Annotated in this window: 26 protein-coding genes; 23 read left to right on the forward strand and 3 right to left on the reverse strand. The window is 74.0% G+C overall.

Annotated features, from left to right (window positions below):
* Positions 1-38: 38 nt before the first annotated feature.
* The 8 genes from hisD to hisF all read left to right on the forward strand — a co-directional run bounded on the left by hisD (position 39) and on the right by hisF (position 5,924).
* Positions 39-1,373: a histidinol dehydrogenase gene (gene hisD, locus ABT263_RS03880; RefSeq protein ID WP_352287180.1), complete on the forward strand. Its 1,335-nt coding sequence runs from the start codon at positions 39-41 to the stop codon at positions 1,371-1,373.
* Complete coding sequence (locus ABT263_RS03885; RefSeq protein ID WP_352287183.1) at positions 1,370-2,518, forward strand: histidinol-phosphate transaminase; 1,149 nt, start codon at positions 1,370-1,372, stop codon at positions 2,516-2,518. Before hisD ends, ABT263_RS03885 begins: the two co-directional genes overlap by 4 nt.
* Positions 2,519-2,523: 5 nt before the next feature.
* On the forward strand, positions 2,524-3,117 hold the full coding sequence (gene hisB, locus ABT263_RS03890) for an imidazoleglycerol-phosphate dehydratase HisB (protein WP_329487226.1): 594 nt from the start codon (positions 2,524-2,526) through the stop codon (positions 3,115-3,117).
* Entirely contained in the window at positions 3,114-3,266 is a 153-nt protein-coding gene (locus ABT263_RS03895; protein WP_329487225.1) for a CG2302 family histidine operon protein, read from the forward strand. Before hisB ends, ABT263_RS03895 begins: the two co-directional genes overlap by 4 nt.
* A 79-nt stretch (positions 3,267-3,345) precedes the next feature.
* Positions 3,346-3,981: an imidazole glycerol phosphate synthase subunit HisH gene (hisH, locus tag ABT263_RS03900; RefSeq protein ID WP_329487224.1), complete on the forward strand. Its 636-nt coding sequence runs from the start codon at positions 3,346-3,348 to the stop codon at positions 3,979-3,981.
* A 22-nt stretch (positions 3,982-4,003) separates the two neighbouring features.
* Positions 4,004-4,729: a bifunctional 1-(5-phosphoribosyl)-5-((5-phosphoribosylamino)methylideneamino)imidazole-4-carboxamide isomerase/phosphoribosylanthranilate isomerase PriA gene (priA, locus tag ABT263_RS03905; protein ID WP_329487223.1), complete on the forward strand. Its 726-nt coding sequence runs from the start codon at positions 4,004-4,006 to the stop codon at positions 4,727-4,729.
* On the forward strand, positions 4,726-5,157 hold the full coding sequence (locus ABT263_RS03910) for a Rid family hydrolase (RefSeq protein WP_352287185.1): 432 nt from the start codon (positions 4,726-4,728) through the stop codon (positions 5,155-5,157). Before priA ends, ABT263_RS03910 begins: the two co-directional genes overlap by 4 nt.
* Entirely contained in the window at positions 5,154-5,924 is a 771-nt protein-coding gene (gene hisF, locus ABT263_RS03915) for an imidazole glycerol phosphate synthase subunit HisF (RefSeq protein WP_352287187.1), read from the forward strand. Before ABT263_RS03910 ends, hisF begins: the two co-directional genes overlap by 4 nt.
* 51 nt (positions 5,925-5,975) lie before the next feature.
* On the opposite strand, the gene ABT263_RS03920 is transcribed toward hisF, so the two are convergent.
* The 3 genes from ABT263_RS03920 to ABT263_RS03930 all read right to left on the reverse strand — a co-directional run bounded on the left by ABT263_RS03920 (position 5,976) and on the right by ABT263_RS03930 (position 8,166).
* Positions 5,976-6,761, reverse strand: a complete 786-nt coding sequence (locus ABT263_RS03920) for a VOC family protein (RefSeq protein WP_352287190.1) — start codon at positions 6,759-6,761, stop codon at positions 5,976-5,978.
* A gap of 151 nt (positions 6,762-6,912) precedes the next feature.
* Positions 6,913-7,560 (reverse strand): TIGR03085 family metal-binding protein, encoded by a 648-nt coding sequence (locus ABT263_RS03925; protein ID WP_352287192.1) that lies wholly within the window; start codon positions 7,558-7,560, stop codon positions 6,913-6,915.
* A 36-nt stretch (positions 7,561-7,596) separates the two neighbouring features.
* Positions 7,597-8,166: a hypothetical protein gene (locus ABT263_RS03930; protein ID WP_352287194.1), complete on the reverse strand. Its 570-nt coding sequence runs from the start codon at positions 8,164-8,166 to the stop codon at positions 7,597-7,599.
* A gap of 150 nt (positions 8,167-8,316) precedes the next feature.
* Here ABT263_RS03930 and ABT263_RS03935 point away from each other — a divergent pair, with 150 nt between their 5' ends.
* The 15 genes from ABT263_RS03935 (at position 8,317) to lgt (ending at position 19,498) form a co-directional block, all read left to right on the forward strand.
* Positions 8,317-8,790, forward strand: coding sequence for a hypothetical protein (locus tag ABT263_RS03935; protein WP_329487217.1), 474 nt, complete (start codon positions 8,317-8,319; stop codon positions 8,788-8,790).
* A gap of 97 nt (positions 8,791-8,887) precedes the next feature.
* Positions 8,888-9,259 (forward strand): phosphoribosyl-AMP cyclohydrolase, encoded by a 372-nt coding sequence (hisI, locus tag ABT263_RS03940; protein ID WP_329487216.1) that lies wholly within the window; start codon positions 8,888-8,890, stop codon positions 9,257-9,259.
* Between the two features lie 37 nt (positions 9,260-9,296).
* Positions 9,297-10,817: an anthranilate synthase component I gene (locus tag ABT263_RS03945; RefSeq protein WP_329487215.1), complete on the forward strand. Its 1,521-nt coding sequence runs from the start codon at positions 9,297-9,299 to the stop codon at positions 10,815-10,817.
* Between the two features lie 26 nt (positions 10,818-10,843).
* Positions 10,844-11,455: a Uma2 family endonuclease gene (locus ABT263_RS03950; protein WP_352287196.1), complete on the forward strand. Its 612-nt coding sequence runs from the start codon at positions 10,844-10,846 to the stop codon at positions 11,453-11,455.
* Positions 11,452-12,063 carry a TIGR02234 family membrane protein gene (locus tag ABT263_RS03955; protein ID WP_352287199.1) on the forward strand — a complete coding sequence of 204 codons (612 nt, stop codon included), beginning with the start codon at positions 11,452-11,454 and terminating at the stop codon, positions 12,061-12,063. Before ABT263_RS03950 ends, ABT263_RS03955 begins: the two co-directional genes overlap by 4 nt.
* A gap of 141 nt (positions 12,064-12,204) precedes the next feature.
* Positions 12,205-12,459, forward strand: coding sequence for an HGxxPAAW family protein (locus ABT263_RS03960; protein ID WP_352287201.1), 255 nt, complete (start codon positions 12,205-12,207; stop codon positions 12,457-12,459).
* Positions 12,460-12,586: 127 nt separating this feature from the next.
* The gene (locus ABT263_RS03965) at positions 12,587-13,027 is read left to right on the forward strand and encodes a DUF2752 domain-containing protein (protein ID WP_352287203.1); all 441 of its coding nucleotides are present in this window, start codon (positions 12,587-12,589) and stop codon (positions 13,025-13,027) included.
* Positions 13,028-13,227: 200 nt separating this feature from the next.
* Positions 13,228-14,034 (forward strand): indole-3-glycerol phosphate synthase TrpC, encoded by an 807-nt coding sequence (gene trpC, locus ABT263_RS03970; RefSeq protein WP_329487210.1) that lies wholly within the window; start codon positions 13,228-13,230, stop codon positions 14,032-14,034.
* Between the two features lie 10 nt (positions 14,035-14,044).
* A complete protein-coding gene (gene trpM / locus ABT263_RS38845) occupies positions 14,045-14,197 on the forward strand; it encodes a tryptophan biosynthesis modulator TrpM (protein ID WP_380382725.1) in 153 nt (50 codons plus the stop codon).
* A 44-nt stretch (positions 14,198-14,241) separates the two neighbouring features.
* A complete protein-coding gene (gene trpB, locus ABT263_RS03975) occupies positions 14,242-15,516 on the forward strand; it encodes a tryptophan synthase subunit beta (RefSeq protein WP_329487209.1) in 1,275 nt (424 codons plus the stop codon).
* Between the two features lie 2 nt (positions 15,517-15,518).
* The gene (gene trpA, locus ABT263_RS03980; RefSeq protein WP_352287205.1) at positions 15,519-16,328 is read left to right on the forward strand and encodes a tryptophan synthase subunit alpha; all 810 of its coding nucleotides are present in this window, start codon (positions 15,519-15,521) and stop codon (positions 16,326-16,328) included.
* 193 nt (positions 16,329-16,521) lie between these two features.
* Positions 16,522-16,779 carry a hypothetical protein gene (locus tag ABT263_RS03985; RefSeq protein ID WP_352287207.1) on the forward strand — a complete coding sequence of 86 codons (258 nt, stop codon included), beginning with the start codon at positions 16,522-16,524 and terminating at the stop codon, positions 16,777-16,779.
* A gap of 125 nt (positions 16,780-16,904) precedes the next feature.
* Positions 16,905-17,417 (forward strand): MauE/DoxX family redox-associated membrane protein, encoded by a 513-nt coding sequence (locus ABT263_RS03990; protein ID WP_329487206.1) that lies wholly within the window; start codon positions 16,905-16,907, stop codon positions 17,415-17,417.
* A 74-nt stretch (positions 17,418-17,491) separates the two neighbouring features.
* Positions 17,492-18,355 carry a DsbA family protein gene (locus ABT263_RS03995; protein WP_352287210.1) on the forward strand — a complete coding sequence of 288 codons (864 nt, stop codon included), beginning with the start codon at positions 17,492-17,494 and terminating at the stop codon, positions 18,353-18,355.
* 162 nt (positions 18,356-18,517) lie between these two features.
* Positions 18,518-19,498 carry a prolipoprotein diacylglyceryl transferase gene (lgt, locus tag ABT263_RS04000; protein WP_352287213.1) on the forward strand — a complete coding sequence of 327 codons (981 nt, stop codon included), beginning with the start codon at positions 18,518-18,520 and terminating at the stop codon, positions 19,496-19,498.
* Positions 19,499-19,568: the final 70 nt, after the last annotated feature.

Raw genomic sequence — 19,568 nt, forward strand, 5'->3', positions numbered from 1 at the left:
GGGGCCGCCGGTTCCGGCCACTCCTTACACTGGGTGGCGTGATCTCTCGAATCGACCTGCGCGGATCCCTCGACGACCCGCGCGACCTGCTGCCCCGTGCCGACTTCGACGTCGCGGCCGCCCTGGAGACGGTGCGCCCGATCGCCGAGGACGTGCATCATCGCGGGGTCGCGGCGCTGATCGACATCACCGAGCGTTTCGACGGCGTGCGGCTGGAGTCCACCCGGGTGCCCGCCGAGCAGCTCGCCGAGGCCCTGGAGACGCTGGACCCGAAGGTCCGCGCCGCGCTGGAGGAGTCGATCCGCCGCGCCCGCCTCGTCCACGCCGACCAGCGCCGCACCGGGCACACCACCCAGGTCGTGCCGGGTGGCACGGTCACCCAGCGCTGGGTGCCGGTGGACCGGGTCGGCCTGTACGTGCCGGGCGGCCTCGCCGTCTACCCGTCCTCCGTCGTGATGAACGTGGTGCCCGCGCAGGAGGCCGGGGTGACCGGCATCGCGGTGACCTCGCCGCCGCAGAAGGCCTTCGGCGGCCGGGTGCACCCGACGATCCTGGCGGCCTGCGCGCTGCTCGGCGTCACCGAGGTGTACGCGGTCGGCGGCGCCCAGGCGGTCGCCATGTTCGCGCTCGGCACCGAGGAGTGCGAGCCGGTCAACATGGTCACCGGGCCGGGCAACATCTACGTGGCTGCGGCCAAGCGGTACTTCGCGGGCCGGATCGGCATCGACTCCGAGGCCGGTCCGACCGAGATCGCCGTCCTCGCCGACGACAGCGCCGACCCGGCGGAGGTCGCGGCCGACCTGATCAGCCAGGCCGAGCACGGCCCCACCTCCGGCTCGGTGCTGGTCACCGACTCGCCCGAGCTGGCCGAGGCGGTCGAGGCCGAGCTGAAGACGCAGGTCGCCAGGACGAAGCACAGCGCGCGGGTGGCCGAGGCGCTGGGCGGCCGGCAGTCCGGCGTCATCCTGGTCGACGACCTGACGCAGGGCCTGGCGGTGGTGAACGCCTACGCCGCCGAGCACCTGGAGATCCAGACCCGGGACGCCCACGCGGTCGCCGACCGGGTCCGCAACGCCGGCGCGATCTTCATCGGCCGCTACACCCCGGTCTCGCTGGGCGACTACGCGGCCGGCTCCAACCACGTGCTGCCGACCGGCGGCTGCGCCTGCCACTCCTCCGGACTCTCCGTGCAGACCTTCCTGCGCGGCGTCCAGGTCGTCGAGTACGACCGGGAGGCGCTGGCCGGCATCGCCGCGCACGTCGTCAACCTCGCGGACGCCGAGGACCTCCCCGGTCACGGCGACGCCGTCAAGGCACGTTTCGTGGGAGACGAACAGAACTGGCACAGCGACTGGACGGTTCCCCGCTCGTGAAGATCGACGACCTCCCCATCCGTGACGAACTGCGCGGACAGTCCCCGTACGGAGCACCGCAGTTGGACGTCCCCGTCCAGCTGAACACCAACGAGAACCCGTACCCGCTGCCCGCGGAGCTGGTGGCCCGGATCGCCGAGCGGGTGGCCGAGGCCGCCCGCGGCCTCAACCGCTACCCCGACCGGGACGCGGTCGAGCTGCGCGAGGGCCTGGCCGCCTACCTGACCACGACGACCGGTTTCGCGCGCACCCGCGAGCAGGTCTGGGCCGCCAACGGCTCCAACGAGATCCTGCAGCAGCTGCTCCAGACCTTCGGCGGCCCCGGCCGCACGGCGCTGGGCTTCGAGCCCTCCTACTCGATGCACGCGCTGATCTCCCGGGGCACCGGCACCGGCTGGCTCTCCGGGCCGCGCGACGCGGACTTCACCATCGACGTGGACGCCGCCGTCGCGGCGATCGCCGAGCACCGGCCGAACGTCGTCTTCGTCTGCTCGCCCAACAACCCGACCGGCACCGCCGTCGCCGCCGACGTGGTGCTGCGGCTCTACGACGCCGCGCAGGCCGCCCGGCCCAGCCTGGTGGTCGTGGACGAGGCCTACGTCGAGTTCTCGCACCGCGCCTCGCTGCTGCCGCTGCTGGAGGGCCGCCCCAACCTGGTGGTCACCCGCACCATGTCCAAGGCCTTCGGCGCGGCGGGCCTGCGGCTGGGCTACCTGGCCGCCGACGCGGCCGTGGTGGACGCGGTGCAGCTGGTCCGGCTGCCGTACCACCTGTCGGCCGTCACCCAGGCCACCGCGCTGGCCTGCCTGGAGCACACCGACACCCTGCTCGGGTACGTGGGCCGGCTCAAGGCCGAGCGGGACCGGCTGGTCGACGCGCTGCGCGGGCTGGGCCTGGAGGTGACCGAGTCGGACGCCAACTTCGTCCAGTTCGGCCGCTTCGCGGACACCCACGCCGTCTGGCAGGCGATCCTCGACCGGGGCGTCCTGGTCCGGGACAACGGCGTGCCCGGGTGGCTGCGCGTCACCGCCGGCACCCCGGCCGAGAACGACGCCTTCCTGGACGCCGTCCGCTCCGCCCTCCCGTCGCCCGCCCCCACCCCCGCAGCGGCGCGCTCCGCGCGCGCGGCCAGTCAGGAGCTGTAACCCGCATGTCCCGCATCGGACGCGTTGAACGCACCACCAAGGAGACCTCGGTCCTGGTCGAGATCGATCTCGACGGCACCGGCCGGACCGAGATCTCCACGGGCGTCGGGTTCTACGACCACATGCTCGACCAGCTCGGCCGCCACGGCCTCTTCGACCTCACCGTGAAGACCGACGGCGACCTGCACATCGACACCCACCACACCATCGAGGACACCGCCCTCGCGCTGGGCGCCGCCTTCAAGCAGGCGCTCGGCGACAAGGTCGGCATCTACCGGTTCGGCAACTGCACGGTGCCGCTGGACGAGTCGCTCGCCCAGGTCACGGTGGACCTCTCCGGCCGCCCCTACCTGGTGCACACCGAGCCGGAGTCGATGGCGCCGATGATCGGCAGCTACGACACCACCATGACCCGGCACATCCTGGAGTCCTTCGTGGCCCAGGCGCAGGTCGCCCTGCACGTCCACGTGCCGTACGGGCGCAACGCGCACCACATCGTGGAGTGCCAGTTCAAGGCGCTGGCCCGGGCCCTGCGCTACGCCTCCGAGCGCGACCCGCGCGCGGTCGGCATCCTCCCCTCGACCAAGGGTGCGCTGTGAGCAAGTCCGCGATCGTCCTCCTCTTCGTCGGCCTGTTCCTGGCCGGCGGCGTCATCTCGTTCTGGAAGCAGAAGATCCCGAAGGGCGTCATCGCCGTGCTCGCCATAGGTTCTGTGCTCTGCCTGGCCTCCGGCCTCATGCGGCTGTAGACCCGCCCCCGGCGCCGCCCCGCGGGACGGCGCCGCACAGAGCCGCTTCGGAACAGCCGAGAGACTTGGACACCTGAACATGGGCAAGAACGTCGTCGTACTCGACTACGGGTCGGGCAACCTCCGCTCGGCCCAGCGCGCCGTCGAGCGCACCGGCGCGACCGTCACCGTCACGTCGGACTTCCAGGCCGCGATGGACGCGGACGGCCTGCTCGTCCCCGGCGTCGGGGCCTTCGAGGCCTGCATGCGCGGGCTGAAGGCCGTCCGCGGCGAGCAGATCATCGGCCGCCGCCTCGCCGGCGGCCGCCCGGTGCTGGGCATCTGCGTCGGCATGCAGATCCTCTTCGAGAAGGGGGTCGAGCACGGCGTGGAGACGCCCGGCTGCGACGAGTGGCCGGGCACCGTCGAGCCGCTGGACGCGCCGGTCGTCCCGCACATGGGCTGGAACACCGTCGACGCCCCCGAGGGCAGCCGGCTCTTCGCCGGCCTGGACGCCGACACCCGCTTCTACTTCGTGCACTCCTACGCGGTGCGCCGCTGGGAGCTGGAGGTCCACAGCGCGCGGCTGCACGCCCCGCTGGTGACCTGGGCCACGCACGGGCAGCCGTTCGTCGCGGCCGTCGAGAACGGCCCGCTCTGGGCCACCCAGTTCCACCCCGAGAAGTCCGGCGACGCCGGCGCCGCCCTCCTGACCAACTGGGTCAACACCCTCTGACGATCTGAGAGTTGCCACCATCATGAGCCGCCTCGAACTGCTCCCCGCCGTCGACGTCCGGGACGGCCAGGCCGTCCGCCTGGTCAAGGGAGCCTCCGGCACCGAGACCTCCTTCGGCGAGCCGCTCGCCGCCGCCCTCGCCTGGCAGAACGCCGGCGCCGAGTGGCTCCACCTGGTCGACCTGGACGCCGCGTTCGGCACCGGCAGCAACCGCGACCTGCTCCGTGAGGTGACCGCCGCGCTGGACATCAAGGTCGAGCTGTCCGGCGGCATCCGCGACGACGAGTCGCTGGCCGCGGCCCTCGCCACCGGCTGCACCCGGGTCAACCTGGGCACCGCCGCCCTGGAGAGCCCCGAGTGGGTCGCCAAGGTCATCGCCGAGCACGGCGACAAGATCGCCGTCGGCCTGGACGTGGTCGGCACCACCCTGCGCGGCCGCGGCTGGACCCGCGACGGCGGCCAGCTCTTCGACGTGCTGGCCCGCCTGGACGCCGAGGGCTGCGCCCGCTACGTGGTCACCGACGTCAACCGGGACGGCACCCTGACCGGCCCCAACCTGCGGCTGCTGCGCGACGTCTGCGCCGCCACCGACAAGCCGGTGGTCGCCTCCGGCGGCGTCTCCTCGCTGGACGACCTGCGCGCCATCGCCACTCTCGTCGGCGAGGGTGTCGAGGGAGCCATCGTGGGCAAGGCACTCTACGAGCAGAAGTTCACCCTCGAAGAGGCCCTGGAGGCGGTTTCAGGATGACGGAACGTCAGGTCGTACGCGGTCGGGTGGCCGGGTTCTCCCCCAAGGAGGACGAGTTCGGCTACTCGCGGGCGGTCGCCGCGGGGGACCACGTGCACGTGGCCGGCTCCACCGCCTGGGTGGACGGGAAGATCGAGCACGAGGGCGACCCGTACCTGCAGACCCTCGCCGCGTTCGGCGTGGGCCTCAAGGCCCTGGCCGCGTACGGCCTGACGACGGACGACGTGGTCCGTACCCGGATGTACATCACCCACTCCCGCGACGCCGACGAGGTGGGCCGCGCCCACCGCGCGCTCTTCGACGCCGCCCGCCCGGCGGCCACCATGGTGGTGGTCGACGGCCTGATCGACTCCCGGATGATGGTCGAGGTCGAACTCGACGCCTACCGCGCCGGGCTCGCACGCACTCTGGAAGGCCAACAGCCGTGACCCTCGCCGTACGTGTCATCCCCTGCCTGGACGTCGACGCCGGCCGGGTGGTGAAGGGCGTCAACTTCCAGAACCTGCGCGACGCCGGTGACCCGGTCGAGATGGCCAAGCTCTACGACGCCGAGGGTGCCGACGAGCTGACCTTCCTCGACATCACCGCCTCCTCCGGCGACCGCGAGACCACCTACGACGTGGTCCGCCGCACCGCCGAGCAGGTCTTCATCCCGCTCACCGTCGGCGGCGGCATCCGGGCCGTCGACGACGTCGACAGGCTGCTGCGGGCCGGGGCGGACAAGGTGGGCGTCAACACCGCGGCCATCGCCCGCCCGGAGCTGGTCCGGGAGATCGCCCGGCGCTTCGGCCGGCAGGTGCTGGTGCTGTCGGTGGACGCCCGGCGCTGCCCCGAGGGCACCGAGACCGCCTCGGGCTTCGAGGTCACCACGCACGGCGGGCGGCGCGGCACCGGCCTGGACGCCGTCGAGTGGGCGGGCCGCGCGGCCGAGCTGGGCGCGGGCGAGATCCTGCTCAACTCGATGGACGCGGACGGCACCAAGGACGGCTACGACCTGGAGCTGGTCCGGGCCGTCCGCAAGACCGTGGCCGTCCCGGTGATCGCCTCCGGCGGCGCCGGCAAGCTCGCCGACTTCGCCCCGGCGGTGGAGGCCGGCGCGGACGCCGTCCTGGCCGCCAGCGTCTTCCACTTCGGCGACCTGCGGATCGGCGAGGTCAAGGACGCGCTGCGGGCGGCCGGGCACCCCGTCCGCTGAGGCCGCGCCGCCCGGGCCGCCCGCGTGCGCGGCCGGCCCGGGCGGCTCCGCTCAGGAGTCCTGCCGCGGTTCGCCCTTGATCAGGGCGAACGGCGCGCCGAACGGGTCCGCCAGCCAGGCGATCCGGCCGACCTCCGGGACGTCCTCGGCGGGCATCAGCACCGTGCCGCCGGCCGACTGGGCACGGCGCACCAGCTCGTCCACCGTCTCGGTGGCGAAGTACGGCGTCCAGGACGGCGGCTGCCCCTCGCCCATCACCGGGGCGACGCCGCCGAAGCTGGTGGCCCGCAGGTCGCCCTCGGCGGGGGAGAGCACCAGGTACGTCATCCCCGGGGCCGGGAACTTCTCGTTGCGCCAGCCGAAGACCTTCTCGTAGAAGCCGAATCCGGCCTCCGTGTCGGTGGTGTGCAGCTCGGCCCAGACCAGCGCGTTGTCCGCGGACACCGCGTCCAGGCCCTTGGTGGTGCCGGCCTGCCAGATCGCGAACCGCGCGCCCTGCGGGTCGGTCAGCTGGGCCATCCGCCCGGCGTCCATGACGTCGAACGGCGCGGCCCGGACGGTGCCGCCGGCCTGCTCGACGGCCTTGGCGGTGGCGTCCGCGTCCGCGGTCTTGAAGTACGTCGTCCAGGCGGACTTCGCACCCTCCTCGGTGAGCGGCCCGATCGCGCCCACGGTCTTGCCGTCGGCCTGCAGGAAGCCGTAGCCGCCCGTCTCCGGGCCGAGGTCCTGGAACGTCCAGCCGAACACCGCGCCGTAGAAAGCGGCGGCCGCGGCCGGGTCCGGACTGCCGAGGTCGATCCAGCAGGGCGAGCCGGTGGGAAAGTCGGTGGTGAGCATGAGGTGGTGCTCCTTCGACGGAAAGACGGCCGGGCGGCGTTCCGGAGGCGCGGCCGCGCCTCTTCCCGGCCCGTTGCGAGTCTGCACCCCGCCACTGACATCCGCAGCCGGGGCGGCCGCGGGCACGTCCCCGCGGCCGCCCGCCCGGGCCCTACCCCCGGGCCGCCGGCAGCGGGAACAGGTGGTGCAGCGCGGCGAGCGCGTCCGGCGGGCCGTCCACCGACAGCTCGGTGCGGGCGCCCCGGCCGTGGACGAACAGCACCAGCTCGCCCGGCTCGCCGGTGATCTGCACCGTCGGCGCCCCCGCGGGGCCGGCCGTCAGGCTCCGCCCGTCCGGGTGGCACAGCTCCAGCCGGACGGGGGAGCGGCGGCCCTCCAGCCGGGCGAGCAGCGGCAGGCGGCGCCAGAGCGCCTCGGCCCGCCCGGGCGGCACCGGCCGCGCCTGCCAGGGGTCGCCCGCCCGCAGGACGTCCTCGGCGTGCACGAAGTACTCCACCGTGTTCGCCGCCTCGTCGGCGCCGGGCAGCGCGAAGGGGGAGAGCAGCGGCGGGCCGGCGCGGAACGTCCGCAGCAACTCCTCGTACGGGCGCTCGGCGTAGCCGGTGCGCACCCGCTCGGTCCAGCCGGCCAGCGGGCCGATCCGGATGCCGGCCGCGGCGTCCGGCCGGTGCTCGCGCAGGACCAGGTGGGCGGCGAGGTCGCGGGTGGTCCACCCGGCGCAGAGGGTGGGGGCGTCCGGTCCGGCGGCGGCGAGGAGTCCGGCCAGCCGGTGGCGCTCGGCGAGGGCGTGGTTCGACATGCGGACAGCCTAGGGGCCCGGCCCCGGGCCCGGCCGTCAGCGCAGGTGTCCGGAGAGCCGGACGCCGCCCGGGCGGTTGCTCGCCGTCAGGGTGCAGGTGAAGTCCCGCCAGCCCTGCTGGTAGTAGGTCATGGACGGACCGAACGGGTACCCGTAGTAGGGGCCGCCGCCGCCCTGGCGGGCTTCGGCGGCGGCCTGCGCCGGCTGGCAGCCCTCCCGCATCGCCTTGCCGATCTGGCTGTCGCCGGTCAGCCCGTCCGGCAGCAGCAGGTCGGCGATCGCCTCGCCGTCGTGCTCGCCCTCGCAGGGGCGGGCCTCCGGCTTGGTGACCGTCTTGTTCAGCTGCGGGTGGTCGAAGCAGGAGCCCACCGGGAGGAAGGTGTACGGCACCGTCCTGGTCGGTGTCGGGGTGGGGGGCGGGGTGGGCGTGGGCGTCGGGGGGGCCGTGCTGGGAGCGGGCGGCGGCGCCGGCGCGACGGGCTTCTTCTCGGGCCAGAGCAGCACGGTGGCCACCACCGCGAGCAGGACGGCCAGCACCGCCGAGACGGCGAGGACCAGGCCCCGCGACGGACGGGAGGCGGCTGCGGGGAGGTGCTCGGAGGTCATGGCCACGAGAATGGCCCACCCCGGGGCCCGGTGACAGGCGGTTGGCACAACTCGTACGAGCAGACCGGTCCGGTGCGGCCGAGCGGAGCCCGGCGGCGGACGGGGGTCGGTTAGGCTCGCCCCGGCACGACACGATCCCAGGAGTTTCGGATGCGCGTCGGAATCACCGGTCACCACGGCCTGTCGGGTGGCATCACCGAGATGCTGGTCCGCGGGGACCTCTGGAACCTCGTCACCACCTTCGGCTCCTACGACCTGGTCGGCGTCACCTGCGCCGGCGAGGGCCCGGAGAGCTGGTTCGCCCGGTCCGTGCTGGACCACGGCGGCAAGCTGGAGGTGATCGTCCCCGCCGGGGCGGCGCCGGTGGGCCGCGCCGAGGACCGGCACCGGGGCACCCGGCTGCGGCTGATGAACGAGGCCGGCGCCGTCCACCGGCTCGCCGCCGTCGAGCACGGCGGCCTCGGCGACGACACCGCCCGCGCCCTGGTCGGCATGGTCGACGAGGTGATCGCGGTCTGGGACGGCGAGCCCGGCAGCGAGCCCGCCCACGTCGCCGAACTGGCCCGGCGGGCCGGGCTGTTCGTCCACCGGATCTGGCCGCAGGGCTGCGAGCGGCCCGCCTGAGCCGCGGCCGGGGGCGGGCCGGGCCCGCCGCCGCGCGGGCCGGGCCGCGATCCGGACGGCGGCCCGGCGGCCGGGGCCGGGCTGACACAATGGCCCCATGTCCACCACACCCGCCGCCCCCGGCTCCACCGCCCTGGCCCCCGAGATCGCCGCCCGGCTCAAGCGCACCGACGACGGCCTGCTCCCGGCCGTCGCGCAGCAGTACGACACCGGCGAGGTGCTGATGCTGGGGTGGATGGACGACGAGGCGCTGCACCGCACCCTCACCACCGGCCGCTGCACCTACTGGAGCCGCAGCCGCCGGGAGTACTGGGTCAAGGGCGACACCTCGGGCCACGTCCAGCGGGTCGTCTCGGTGGCGCTGGACTGCGACGGCGACACCCTGCTCGTCAAGGTCGACCAGAGCGGCGCGGCCTGCCACACCGGCGACCGCACCTGCTTCGACGCCGACGTGCTCCCGCTCGCCTGATCCCCCAGCCCACCACGACCAGAAGGTGCCGCCCGCCATGGACCTCGAAGCCTTCCGCAAGCTCGCCGTCGACACCCGGGTCATCCCGGTCACCCGCAGGCTCCTCGCGGACGGCCTCACCCCGATCGGTCTCTACCGCAGCCTCGCCGGCGAGCGCCCCGGCACCTTCCTGCTGGAGTCCGCGGAACAGGGCCGCAGCTGGTCCCGCTACTCCTTCGTGGGCGTGCGCAGCGCCGCCACGCTGACCGCCGGCGCCGACGGCAACGCCCGCTGGCTCGGTGCCCCGCCGGTCGGCATCCCCACCACCGGCGACCCGCTCCAGGTGCTGCGCGCCGCGCTGGAGGCGCTGCACACCCCGCGCCGCACCGACGACGGCCTGCCCCCGCTGACCGGCGGCCTGGTCGGCTACCTCGGCTACGACGTCGTCCGCCGGCTGGAGAAGCTGCCCGACCTCAACCCGGACGACCTGCGGCTCCCCGAGCTGACCATGCTGCTCGCCACCGACCTCGCCGTGCTCGACCACGCCGACGGCACGGTGCTGCTGATCGCCAACGCGGTCAACCACAACGACCTGGCCAGCGGCGTCGACGAGGCCTACGCGGACGCGGTGGCCCGCCTCGACGCGATGGAGGCCGACCTGCTGAAGCCGGTCGACCCCGGCCTCGCCACCTTCACCCCGGCCGGCCCCGGGGAGGTCCGCTCGCCGTTCGGCGGCGCGCCGTACCGGGCGGCCGTGGAGGAGATCAAGGAGCGGATCCGGGCCGGCGAGGCCTTCCAGGTGGTGCCCTCGCAGCGGTTCGAGGCGCCCTGCCCGGCCTCCGCGCTGGACGTCTACCGGGTGCTGCGCACCACCAACCCCAGCCCCTACATGTACCTGTTCCGCTTCCCCGGTCCGGACGGCGCCGCCGAGGGCGGCTTCGACGTGGTCGGCTCCAGCCCCGAGGCGCTGGTCAAGGTCACCGAGGGCGAGGCGATGCTGCACCCGATCGCCGGCACCCGGCACCGCGGCGCCACCCCGCACGAGGACGCCGAGCTGGCCGCCGAGCTGCTCGCCGACCCCAAGGAGCGGGCCGAGCACCTGATGCTGGTCGACCTCGGCCGCAACGACCTCGGGCGGGTCTGCGAGCCGGGCAGCGTCGAGGTGGTCGACTTCATGCAGATCGAGCGGTACAGCCACGTCATGCACATCGTCTCGACGGTCACCGGGCGGGTGGCGCCCGGCCGGACCGCGTTCGACGTGCTGACCGCCTGCTTCCCGGCCGGGACGCTCTCCGGCGCGCCGAAGCCGCGCGCGATGCGCATCATCGAGGAGCTGGAGCCCACCCGCCGGGGCCTGTACGGCGGCTGCGTCGGCTACCTGGACTTCGCCGGGGACTCCGACACCGCGATCGCGATCCGCACCGCGGTCCTGCGCGACGGCACCGCCTACGTGCAGGCGGGCGCGGGCGTGGTCGCCGACTCGGACCCGCACGGCGAGGACACCGAGTGCCGCAACAAGGCCGCCGCCGTCCTGCGCGCCGTGGCGACCGCCAACACCCTGCGCACGCCGACGCTCTAGCGACGCCCAGCAGCGAGGAGGCCACGATGTCGGACGACCGGCAGCCCACCGGATCGGCCTGGGACGTCCTGGCGGGCACCCGGCTGCCGCCCGGCCACCGGGTGGAGATCACCGCCGGGAAGGTCACCATGACGCCGCGCACGGCCGCCTCGGCGGCGATCGCGCGGGCCGTCGCCGCGCAGGCCGGGGAGCAGTCGGCCGGGCTCGGCACGGTGCTGGCCCAGGCCGTCGTGGACTTCCCGTCCGCGCGGTACGGCTACGCGCCGGACGTGGCCCTGGTCGCCCCGGGCGCGCGCCCCGGGGCCGGGGGCCGGTACGGCTGGCGCGACCTGGAGGCGGTGCTGGAGGCCGTCCCGCGCGGTCAGCAGGACGAGGACTTCGTGCGCAAGCACCGCTTCTACGCGGAGTGCGGGATCCCGCTGTACGTGCTGGTGGACCCGGCGGAGGCGGTCTGCACGGTGTACAGCGCGCCGCAGCCGGCCGGGACGTACCGGGAGGCGGAGCGGGTGCCGTTCGGCAACGACCTGTTCCTGCCGCTGGCGGGGCGGACCCTGGTGCTGCGGACCGACGACTTTCCGGTCGAGTCGCCGACCCCGGGTGCGGAGCCGGGCGGCGGCCGGGGGATAGTGGACGGGTGAGCGTTCCTACCCAGTCGCGTGCCGAAGCCGTATCCGCCGCCCCCGCCAGGTCCGGGCGCCGCTCGCTCGGCCTGATGCTGCTGCTGACCGTGCTGGGCGCGGTGCTGGTGCTGACCGCCGTCGGCCGGGTCTGGGCCGACGGCGTGGCCGGCACCCTGGAGGTGTCCGTCACCGGCAGCCGGATCTCCGAACTGCCCGGCGGGCTGGCCCTGGTGGCGATGGCGGCGGCGCTGGCGGTGTTCGCGGTGCGCGGCGCCGGCCGGATCGCCGTCGGCCTGCTCACCCTGCTGGCCGGCCTCGGCGCGGCGGCGACCGCGGCCGCGGGGGCGGGCGACAGCGCCGCCCTGGACGGCGAGGCGGCCCGCAAGCTGGCGCTCTCCGGCACCACCGCCACCGAGGTCGGCCACACCGGCTGGCCCTGGGTGGCCCTGGTCGGCGGGCTGCTGCTGGCCCTGGCCGGGCTGCTGGTCGTCCGGTACGGGCGGAGCTGGCCGGCCATGGGCAGCCGCTACGACGCCCCCACCCGGACGGCGCCGGCGAAGGCGGCCGAGACGCCGGCGGACCTCTGGAAGGCGCTGGACCGCGGCGAGGACCCGACCGCGGGCTGACCCGGCCCCGCCCCCGATGTGACCCGATAGACGAGCACCCCCTTTGGGTCGACGGTGTGTGGCCCGGCACAATGGAACCGTCAACCCGCCAAGGGCCCGCCGGGGCCCGGCCGGGCCCCGGAGAACCAAGGAGCACCGCAGATGTCGGCAGCAGCACACGGCCACAACCCCGCCGCCTGGACCGGCGTGACCATCTCCTTCGTCGGCTTCGCGATCGCGGGCGTGGCGATGATCCTCCCGTCGGTGCCGGTCGTCTGGGGCGGCCTGGCGGTCGTCGTGCTGGGCGGCGTGATCGGCAAGGCCATGTCGATGGCCGGCATGGGCAAGCAGCCCAGCCCGCACGTCGAGACCGTGGAGGACCGCGCCGCGGCCGCCGCCGTCGTCGCCGCCGCCTGACGAAGCCCCGCGCGGTACCGAACGGCGGGCGCCACGCCCGCCGTTTCGTCGTCCCGGCTGGAACGTTTCGCCGCCGGAGGCCGTTTCGTGCCCCCGGCGGGCGCGTCGTACCGGCACAATCGTGGGCGTGAACGCCGCCCCCCTCGTCTCCGCCCGGCCGTCCGTCCTGCGCCGGCTCGGTCCGCCGCTGGCCGCCCTGGCCGCGGCGGCCGTCCCCACCGTGTACCTCGCGGTGGTCGACCCGAACGCCCCCGGCCACTACCCGACCTGCCCGTTCCTGGCGGCCACCGGCTGGTGGTGCCCGGGCTGCGGCGGCCTGCGCTGCGTCCACGCCCTTGCCCACGGCGACCTCAGCGGCGCGCTGCACGACAACGCGGCCGCGGTGCTGCTCTTCGCGGTGCTGGCGCTGCTCTGGGTGCGCTGGGTGTGGGCGGCGCTGACCGGGGGACCGGCGCCCCGGGTCGCGCTGGGCGCCCGCCGCTGGGCGCTGGTCGCGCTGCTGGTCCTGGTGTTCACGGTGGTGCGCAACCTGTCGGTGGGCGTGGGGCTGGCGCCGCCGCTGATCTGACCCCGGCGCGGTGTGGACGGTGTGAAGCCGCAGTTGGGAGGCGTGTCGGGAGGCATGCCGGGGGGCGTCCGTTCCGCGAGACGCGCGCCGGGTGGATGCGCCTCGCGCTCCCCGGTGCCGATACCATCGAAGGGCCGGCGGGCCCATTGGCCGTCCGGCTCCTCGCTAGCAGAACTAGCAGAACTGATGGGGGCGCTCGCGTGAGTGTGCTCGACACGATCATCGAAGGGGTCCGCGAGGACCTCGCCGAGCGGCAGGCCGAGGTCTCACTGGACCAGCTCAAGGAGCTCGCCGCCAAGGCCCCGGACGCCAAGGACGGCGTCGCCGCCCTCAAGGGCGACGGGGTGCGGGTGATCTGCGAGGTCAAGCGCTCCAGCCCGTCCAAGGGAGCGCTGGCCGCCATCGCCGATCCGGCCGCCCTGGCGACCGACTACGCGGCGGGCGGTGCCGCGGCGATCAGCGTGCTGACCGAGCAGCGCCGCTTCGGCGGCTCGCTGGCGGACCTGGACGCCGTCCGCGCCGCGGTGGACACCCCGCTGCTGCGCAAGGACTTCATCGTCACCGCCTACCAGCTCTGGGAGGCCCGCGCGCACGGCGCCGACCTCGCGCTGCTGATCGTCGCCGCGCTCGACCAGCCGGCCCTGGTGTCGCTGATCGAGCGTGCCGAGTCGATCGGCCTCACCCCGCTGGTCGAGGTGCACGACGAGGAGGAGATCGCCCGCGCGGTGGACGCCGGTGCGAAGATCATCGGCGTGAACGCCCGCAACCTCAAGACCCTTGAGGTGGACCGCAACACCTTCGGCAACATCGTGCACGCGATCCCGTCCCACGTGGTCAAGATCGCCGAGTCCGGTGTGCGCGGCCCGCTGGACGTCATCTCCTACGCCAACCTGGGCGCCGACGCGGTGCTGGTCGGCGAGACCCTGGTGACCGGCCGGGACCCGCGCGCCGCGGTGGCCGACCTGGTCGCCGCCGGTGCGCACCCCGCCCTGCGGCACAAGGACTGACCCCGCCGCCATGAAACTCGCCTCCCGTCTCGCTCCCGGTTGCCGCCCGCGCGGCTGCCGCGCGCCCGCACGCCGGGTGCTGGGCAGGCGGGTGCGCTACGTGATCGGCTGCGAGCCCGGGCAGGTGCAGGGCCGCCGATGGCGCAGGACGCACGGCCGCTAGGCCGTTCCGACGTCACTGCCGTCATCTGCGAGAAGGACTCCACCATGTCCGAGAAGGACTACCTGCCCGGCGCCGAGGTGCCGGACGCCCGCGGTTACTTCGGCGCCTACGGGGGCCGTTTCATCCCGGAGGCGCTGGTCGCCGCCGTCGAACAGGTCGCCGACGAGTACGAGAAGGCCAAGGCCGACCCGGCCTTCGCGGCCGAGCTGGACGGGCTGCTGAAGGACTACACCGGCCGCCCCTCCCCGCTGACCGATGTGCACCGCTTCTCCGCCGAGGCGGGCGGCGCGCGCGTCCTGCTCAAGCGCGAGGACCTCAACCACACCGGCTCGCACAAGATCAACAACGTGCTGGGCCAGGCCCTGCTGACCCGCCGGATGGGCAAGACCCGGATCATCGCCGAGACCGGCGCCGGCCAGCACGGCGTGGCCACCGCCACCGCCTGCGCGCTGTTCGGCTTCGACTGCACCATCTACATGGGCGAGGTCGACACCCAGCGCCAGGCGCTGAACGTGGCGCGGATGCGGATGCTCGGCGCCGAGGTGGTGTCCGTGACGTCCGGCAGCCGCACCCTCAAGGACGCCATCAACGAGGCGTTCCGCGACTGGGTCGCCAACGTGGACTCCACCCACTACCTGTTCGGCACGGTGGCCGGCCCGCACCCGTTCCCGATGATGGTCCGCGACTTCCACCGGGTCATCGGCGTCGAGGCCCGCGAGCAGGTGCTGGAGCGGACCGGACGGCTGCCGGACGCCGTGGTCGCCTGCGTCGGCGGCGGCTCCAACGCGATGGGCATCTTCCACGAGTTCATCCCGGACGCCGGGGTGCGCCTGATCGGCTGCGAGGCGGCCGGCGAGGGCGCCGAGACCCCGAAGCACGCCGCCACCCTCACCAAGGGCGACCCCGGGGTCCTGCACGGCTCGCGCACCTACGTGCTGCAGGACGAGGACGGCCAGACCATCGAGTCGCACTCCATCTCGGCCGGTCTGGACTACCCGGGCGTCGGCCCGGAGCACGCCTGGCTGAAGGACACCGGCCGGGCCGAGTACCGCCCGGTCACCGACGACGCCGCCATGCAGGCCCTGCGGCTGCTGTCCCGCACCGAGGGCATCATCCCGGCCATCGAGAGCGCCCACGCGCTGGCCGGCGCCCTGGAGCTGGGCCGCGAGCTCGGACCGGAGGCCACCATCCTGGTCTCGCTCTCCGGGCGCGGCGACAAGGACATGCACACCGCGGCCGAGTACTTCGGCCTGTACGACGAGACCGGCGGCAAGGCGGCCGGCAACGCCGGCGACGGCACCGGCAACGGGGGTAAGTGACCATGGCTTCGAAGCTCAGTGACGTCCTGGCCGGGGCCAAGGCGGAGAACCGCGCCGCGCTGATCGGCTACCTGCCGGCCGGCTTCCCGACCGTCGACGGCGGCGTGCGCGCCGTCAACGCGCTGATCGAGGGCGGCTGCGACGTCGTCGAGATCGGCCTGCCGCACTCCGACCCGGTCCTGGACGGCCCGACCATCCAGACCGCCGACGACATCGCGCTGCGGGCCGGGGTGAGGATCAAGGACGTGCTGCGCACCGTCCAGGAGGTGGCCACCGCCCACCCCGCGGCGGCGGTGCTGGTCATGACCTACTGGAACCCGGTCGACCGCTACGGCACGGCGCGCTTCGCCGCCGACCTGGCCGCCGCCGGCGGCGCCGGCTGCATCCTGCCGGACCTGCCGGTCGAGGAGTCCGAGGAGTGGCGCAAGGCGGCGGGCGAGCACGGCCTCGACACCGTCTTCGTGGTCGCCCCCAGCAGCAGGGACAAGCGCCTCGCCGAGGTCACCGCGGCGGGCTCCGGCTTCGTCTACGCGGCCGCGGTGATGGGGGTGACCGGTACCCGGGCCCAGGTCGGCAACCTCGCCGAGGACCTGGTCGCCCGGACCAGGGCCACCACCGACCTGCCGGTCTGCGTCGGCCTCGGCGTCTCGACCGCCGCCCAGGCCGCCGAGGTGGCGGGCTTCGCGGACGGCGTGATCGTCGGCTCGGCCTTCGTCCAGCGGATCCTGGACGCCGACGGGGACGAGCCGGCCGCGCTGGCCGCCGTCCGCGAGCTGGCCGGCGAGCTCGCCCGGGGCGTCCGCCGCCGGTAGGCACCCGCGTCCGGTACCGACGGCCCGTCGCCCCCACCGGAGGGGGCGACGGGCCGTCGGCGTGCCCGGCCGGACCCGAACGGGTGAACAAGGCGGCTCCGACGCATCAGGTGGGGTTGACCGGCGTTGAGTGGAGGGACGAGTGCACGAACCACGTGTGCGGGGGCGCGAAGCGAACGGAAGGGGTCCGCCGGTGCCGGGTCTGCAGCGAGCCGTCCTGCTGCGGGCGGCGGCCGCCGTGCTGGCCCTGTCCGCGGCGGTCGGGGCGGACACCGCGGTGGGACACGCGCTGGCCAGGCGGGGGGCGGAGCGGGCCGAGCGGGACGCGTACGTCTGCGCCGAGGCGGCCCGGGTGGACGCGGTGGCGCGGGCGACGCGCTCGGCGCACGAGAGCCGCCCGGACCTCTACGACCCCGGGCGCCCGCCGGGCTGCGACCCGAACGGGCACTAGAACACATTCGGACAGAACGCCATCAGCCGTCACTCATCCGGCTTAATTCCTGAATATGGAGGAACCACCCTTCATCCCTTACGGTTCCTCAGGAAGTGAACGTGTTTCCCGAGGGGGGTTTCCCGATGGCCGGCCCGGCAGCGCACCTCAGCCAGACCGAGCCGGCGGCCCGGCGTCCGTGGCCGGCCTGGACGGAGTGGATCGGCACCGCCGCCCGGCTCGGCCTCGCCGTGGTCTGGGGCTGGGCCGGACTGGCCAAGATCGCCGATCCGGCCGAGGCGGCCCAGGCGGTCCGCGCGTACGAGATCCTGCCCGAGTCGCTGGTCAAGCCGGTCGGCTACGCCCTGCCCTTCCTGGAGCTGGCGCTCGCGCTACTGCTGGTGATCGGGCTCGGTGTCCGGCTGGTCGCGGGCGTGTCGGCGCTGCTGCTGCTCGCCTTCATCGCCGGGATCGCCTCGGCCTGGGCGCGCGGCATCTCGATCGACTGCGGCTGCTTCGGCGGCGGCGGGGCGGTGGACGCCTCGCAGACCGAGTACCTCCAGGAGATCCTGCGCGACACCGGGTTCCTGCTCCTGGCCGGCTGGCTGATCTGGCGCCCCCGCACCAAGTTCTCGGTGGACGGCTGGCTGGCGGCCTGAGCGGCCGCGGGCACCCATCCCCACACCCCTTTCCCCGCTAGTGGATGTCAAGGCGAACAGTGGATGTCAAGGCGATGAGCGAGAAGAACCGAGAAGGCAAGCGCACCGCCCGCGAGCGGATGCTGGCGGACCGGGCGGCCGACGAGGCCCGCGGCCGGCGCAAGAAGAAGCTGGTGATCGGCGGTGTGGTGCTGGCGGTGATCGCCGCCGCCGTGGTGACCGGCGTCGTGGTGCAGAACGAGCGCTCCAAGCCGGAGACCCCGACCGCCGCGCCGGCCGGCACCATCGGCGACAAGAACCTCGTCGTCCCGGTCGGCGCCGCCGACGCCCCGGCCGTGCTCACCGTCTACGAGGACCCGCGCTGCCCCGCCTGCGGCACCTTCGAGCGTGAATTCGCCTCCACCATCGACCAGTTGGAAGACGCGGGCAAGATCTACACCAACTACCACATCGTCTCGTTCATCGACCGGGCGGTGCCCGGCAAGGGCTCCAAGTACGGGGCCAACGCGCTGGGCTGCGCCCAGCAGGCCGGGCACTTCCGCGACTACCACGACGTGCTCTACCGCAACCAGCCGGACGAGACCAACGACGCCTTCGGCGACAAGGCCACCCTGATCAACCTCGCCAAGCAGGTCGACGGCCTGGCCACGCCGGCCTTCGAGGCCTGCGTCAACGACAACACCTACGGCGGCTGGGTCTCCGCGGTGCAGCAGGACTTCGACAAGTCCAGCTACAAGTCGACGCCGACGGTGCTGCTCAACGGCCAGCCGATCTACCCGAAGAACGGCAACGAGGAGATCACCCCGCAGAACCTGGTCACCTGGGTGGACGCCGCCAACCAGGGCAAGAAGCTGGGCACACCGGGTTCGCACGGGCAGTCCCCGGCGCCGACCGGCACCGCGCCGGAGAGCAACAACCCGTCGCCGAACGCCGGCTGAGGCCGGCCCCGGCCGGCCGCCCGCCGCCCCTCCCCGTCCGGAGCGGGCGGCGGTGCGTCCGGCGTCCGGCCCGGCGTCCGGCGTCCGGCACCCTGTTGTTCGGGATCTGTGACCCGCGGGGTGACCGGGGCGGGCCGCCGACCCTGTAGCGTCGGAGCTGCCATGGATATCGCCTACATTCCCAGCCCGTCGCGGGGTGTCCTCTACATCGGACCGATCCCGCTGCGCGCCTACGCCTTCTGCATCATCCTCGGTGTCGTCGTCGCCGTCTGGCTCGGCAGCAAGCGCTGGGTCGCCCGTGGTGGCGGCAAGCACACGGTCGGCGACATCGCCGTCTGGGCCGTGCCGTTCGGCCTGGTCGGCGGCCGGCTCTACCACGTGATCACCGACAACCAGCTCTACTTCGGCGAGGGGAAGAACCCCTGGAACGCCTTCAAGATCTGGGAGGGCGGCCTCGGGATCTGGGGTGCGATCGCGTTCGGCGCGGTCGGTGCCTGGATCGGTGCCCGCCGCCGGGGCGTGCCGCTGCCCGCCTACGCCGACGCCATCGCGCCGGGCATCGCGCTGGCCCAGGCGCTCGGCCGCTGGGGCAACTGGTTCAACCAGGAGCTGTACGGCCGGGAGACCACGCTGCCGTGGGGCCTGGAGATCGACAAGACGCTGCCCAACGGCGAGGTGGTCACCGGGATCTACCACCCGACCTTCCTCTACGAGTCGCTCTGGTGCGTGGGCGTCGCGGCGCTGGTGATCTGGGCGGACCGCCGGTTCACCCTGGGCCACGGCCGGGCCTTCGCGCTGTACGTGGCCGCGTACACGGTCGGCCGGTTCTGGACCGAGTGGCTGCGGATCGACGAGGCGCACACCTTCTTCGGGCTGCGGCTCAACGACTGGGTGGCGATCGCGGTCTTCATCTCCGCCGTCGTCTACCTCGTGATCGTCGGCAAGAAGCACCCCGGCCGGGAGGACCCGGCGACCATCGACCCGACCGCGACCGGCCCGTCCGACGCCGCCGAGCCCGTGGAGGCTCCGGGTTCCTCGGGTGACAGCCCGGCGGCGTCTCGCCCCTCGGACAAAAAGGTGGACGGCGACTCGGCCCGGTGCGTCGCCGGGAGTGCCGACAAGGACGCCAAGAACCTCACCTGACCAGCTCTTTCCCCTGCCACCGGCCGTTCTCCCGACTTCCGCGGAGGGCGGCCGGAGGTGTGTTCGGACA

The sequence above is a fragment of the Kitasatospora sp. NPDC001603 genome, assembly GCF_040298365.1.
GTDB lineage: Bacteria > Actinomycetota > Actinomycetes > Streptomycetales > Streptomycetaceae > Kitasatospora.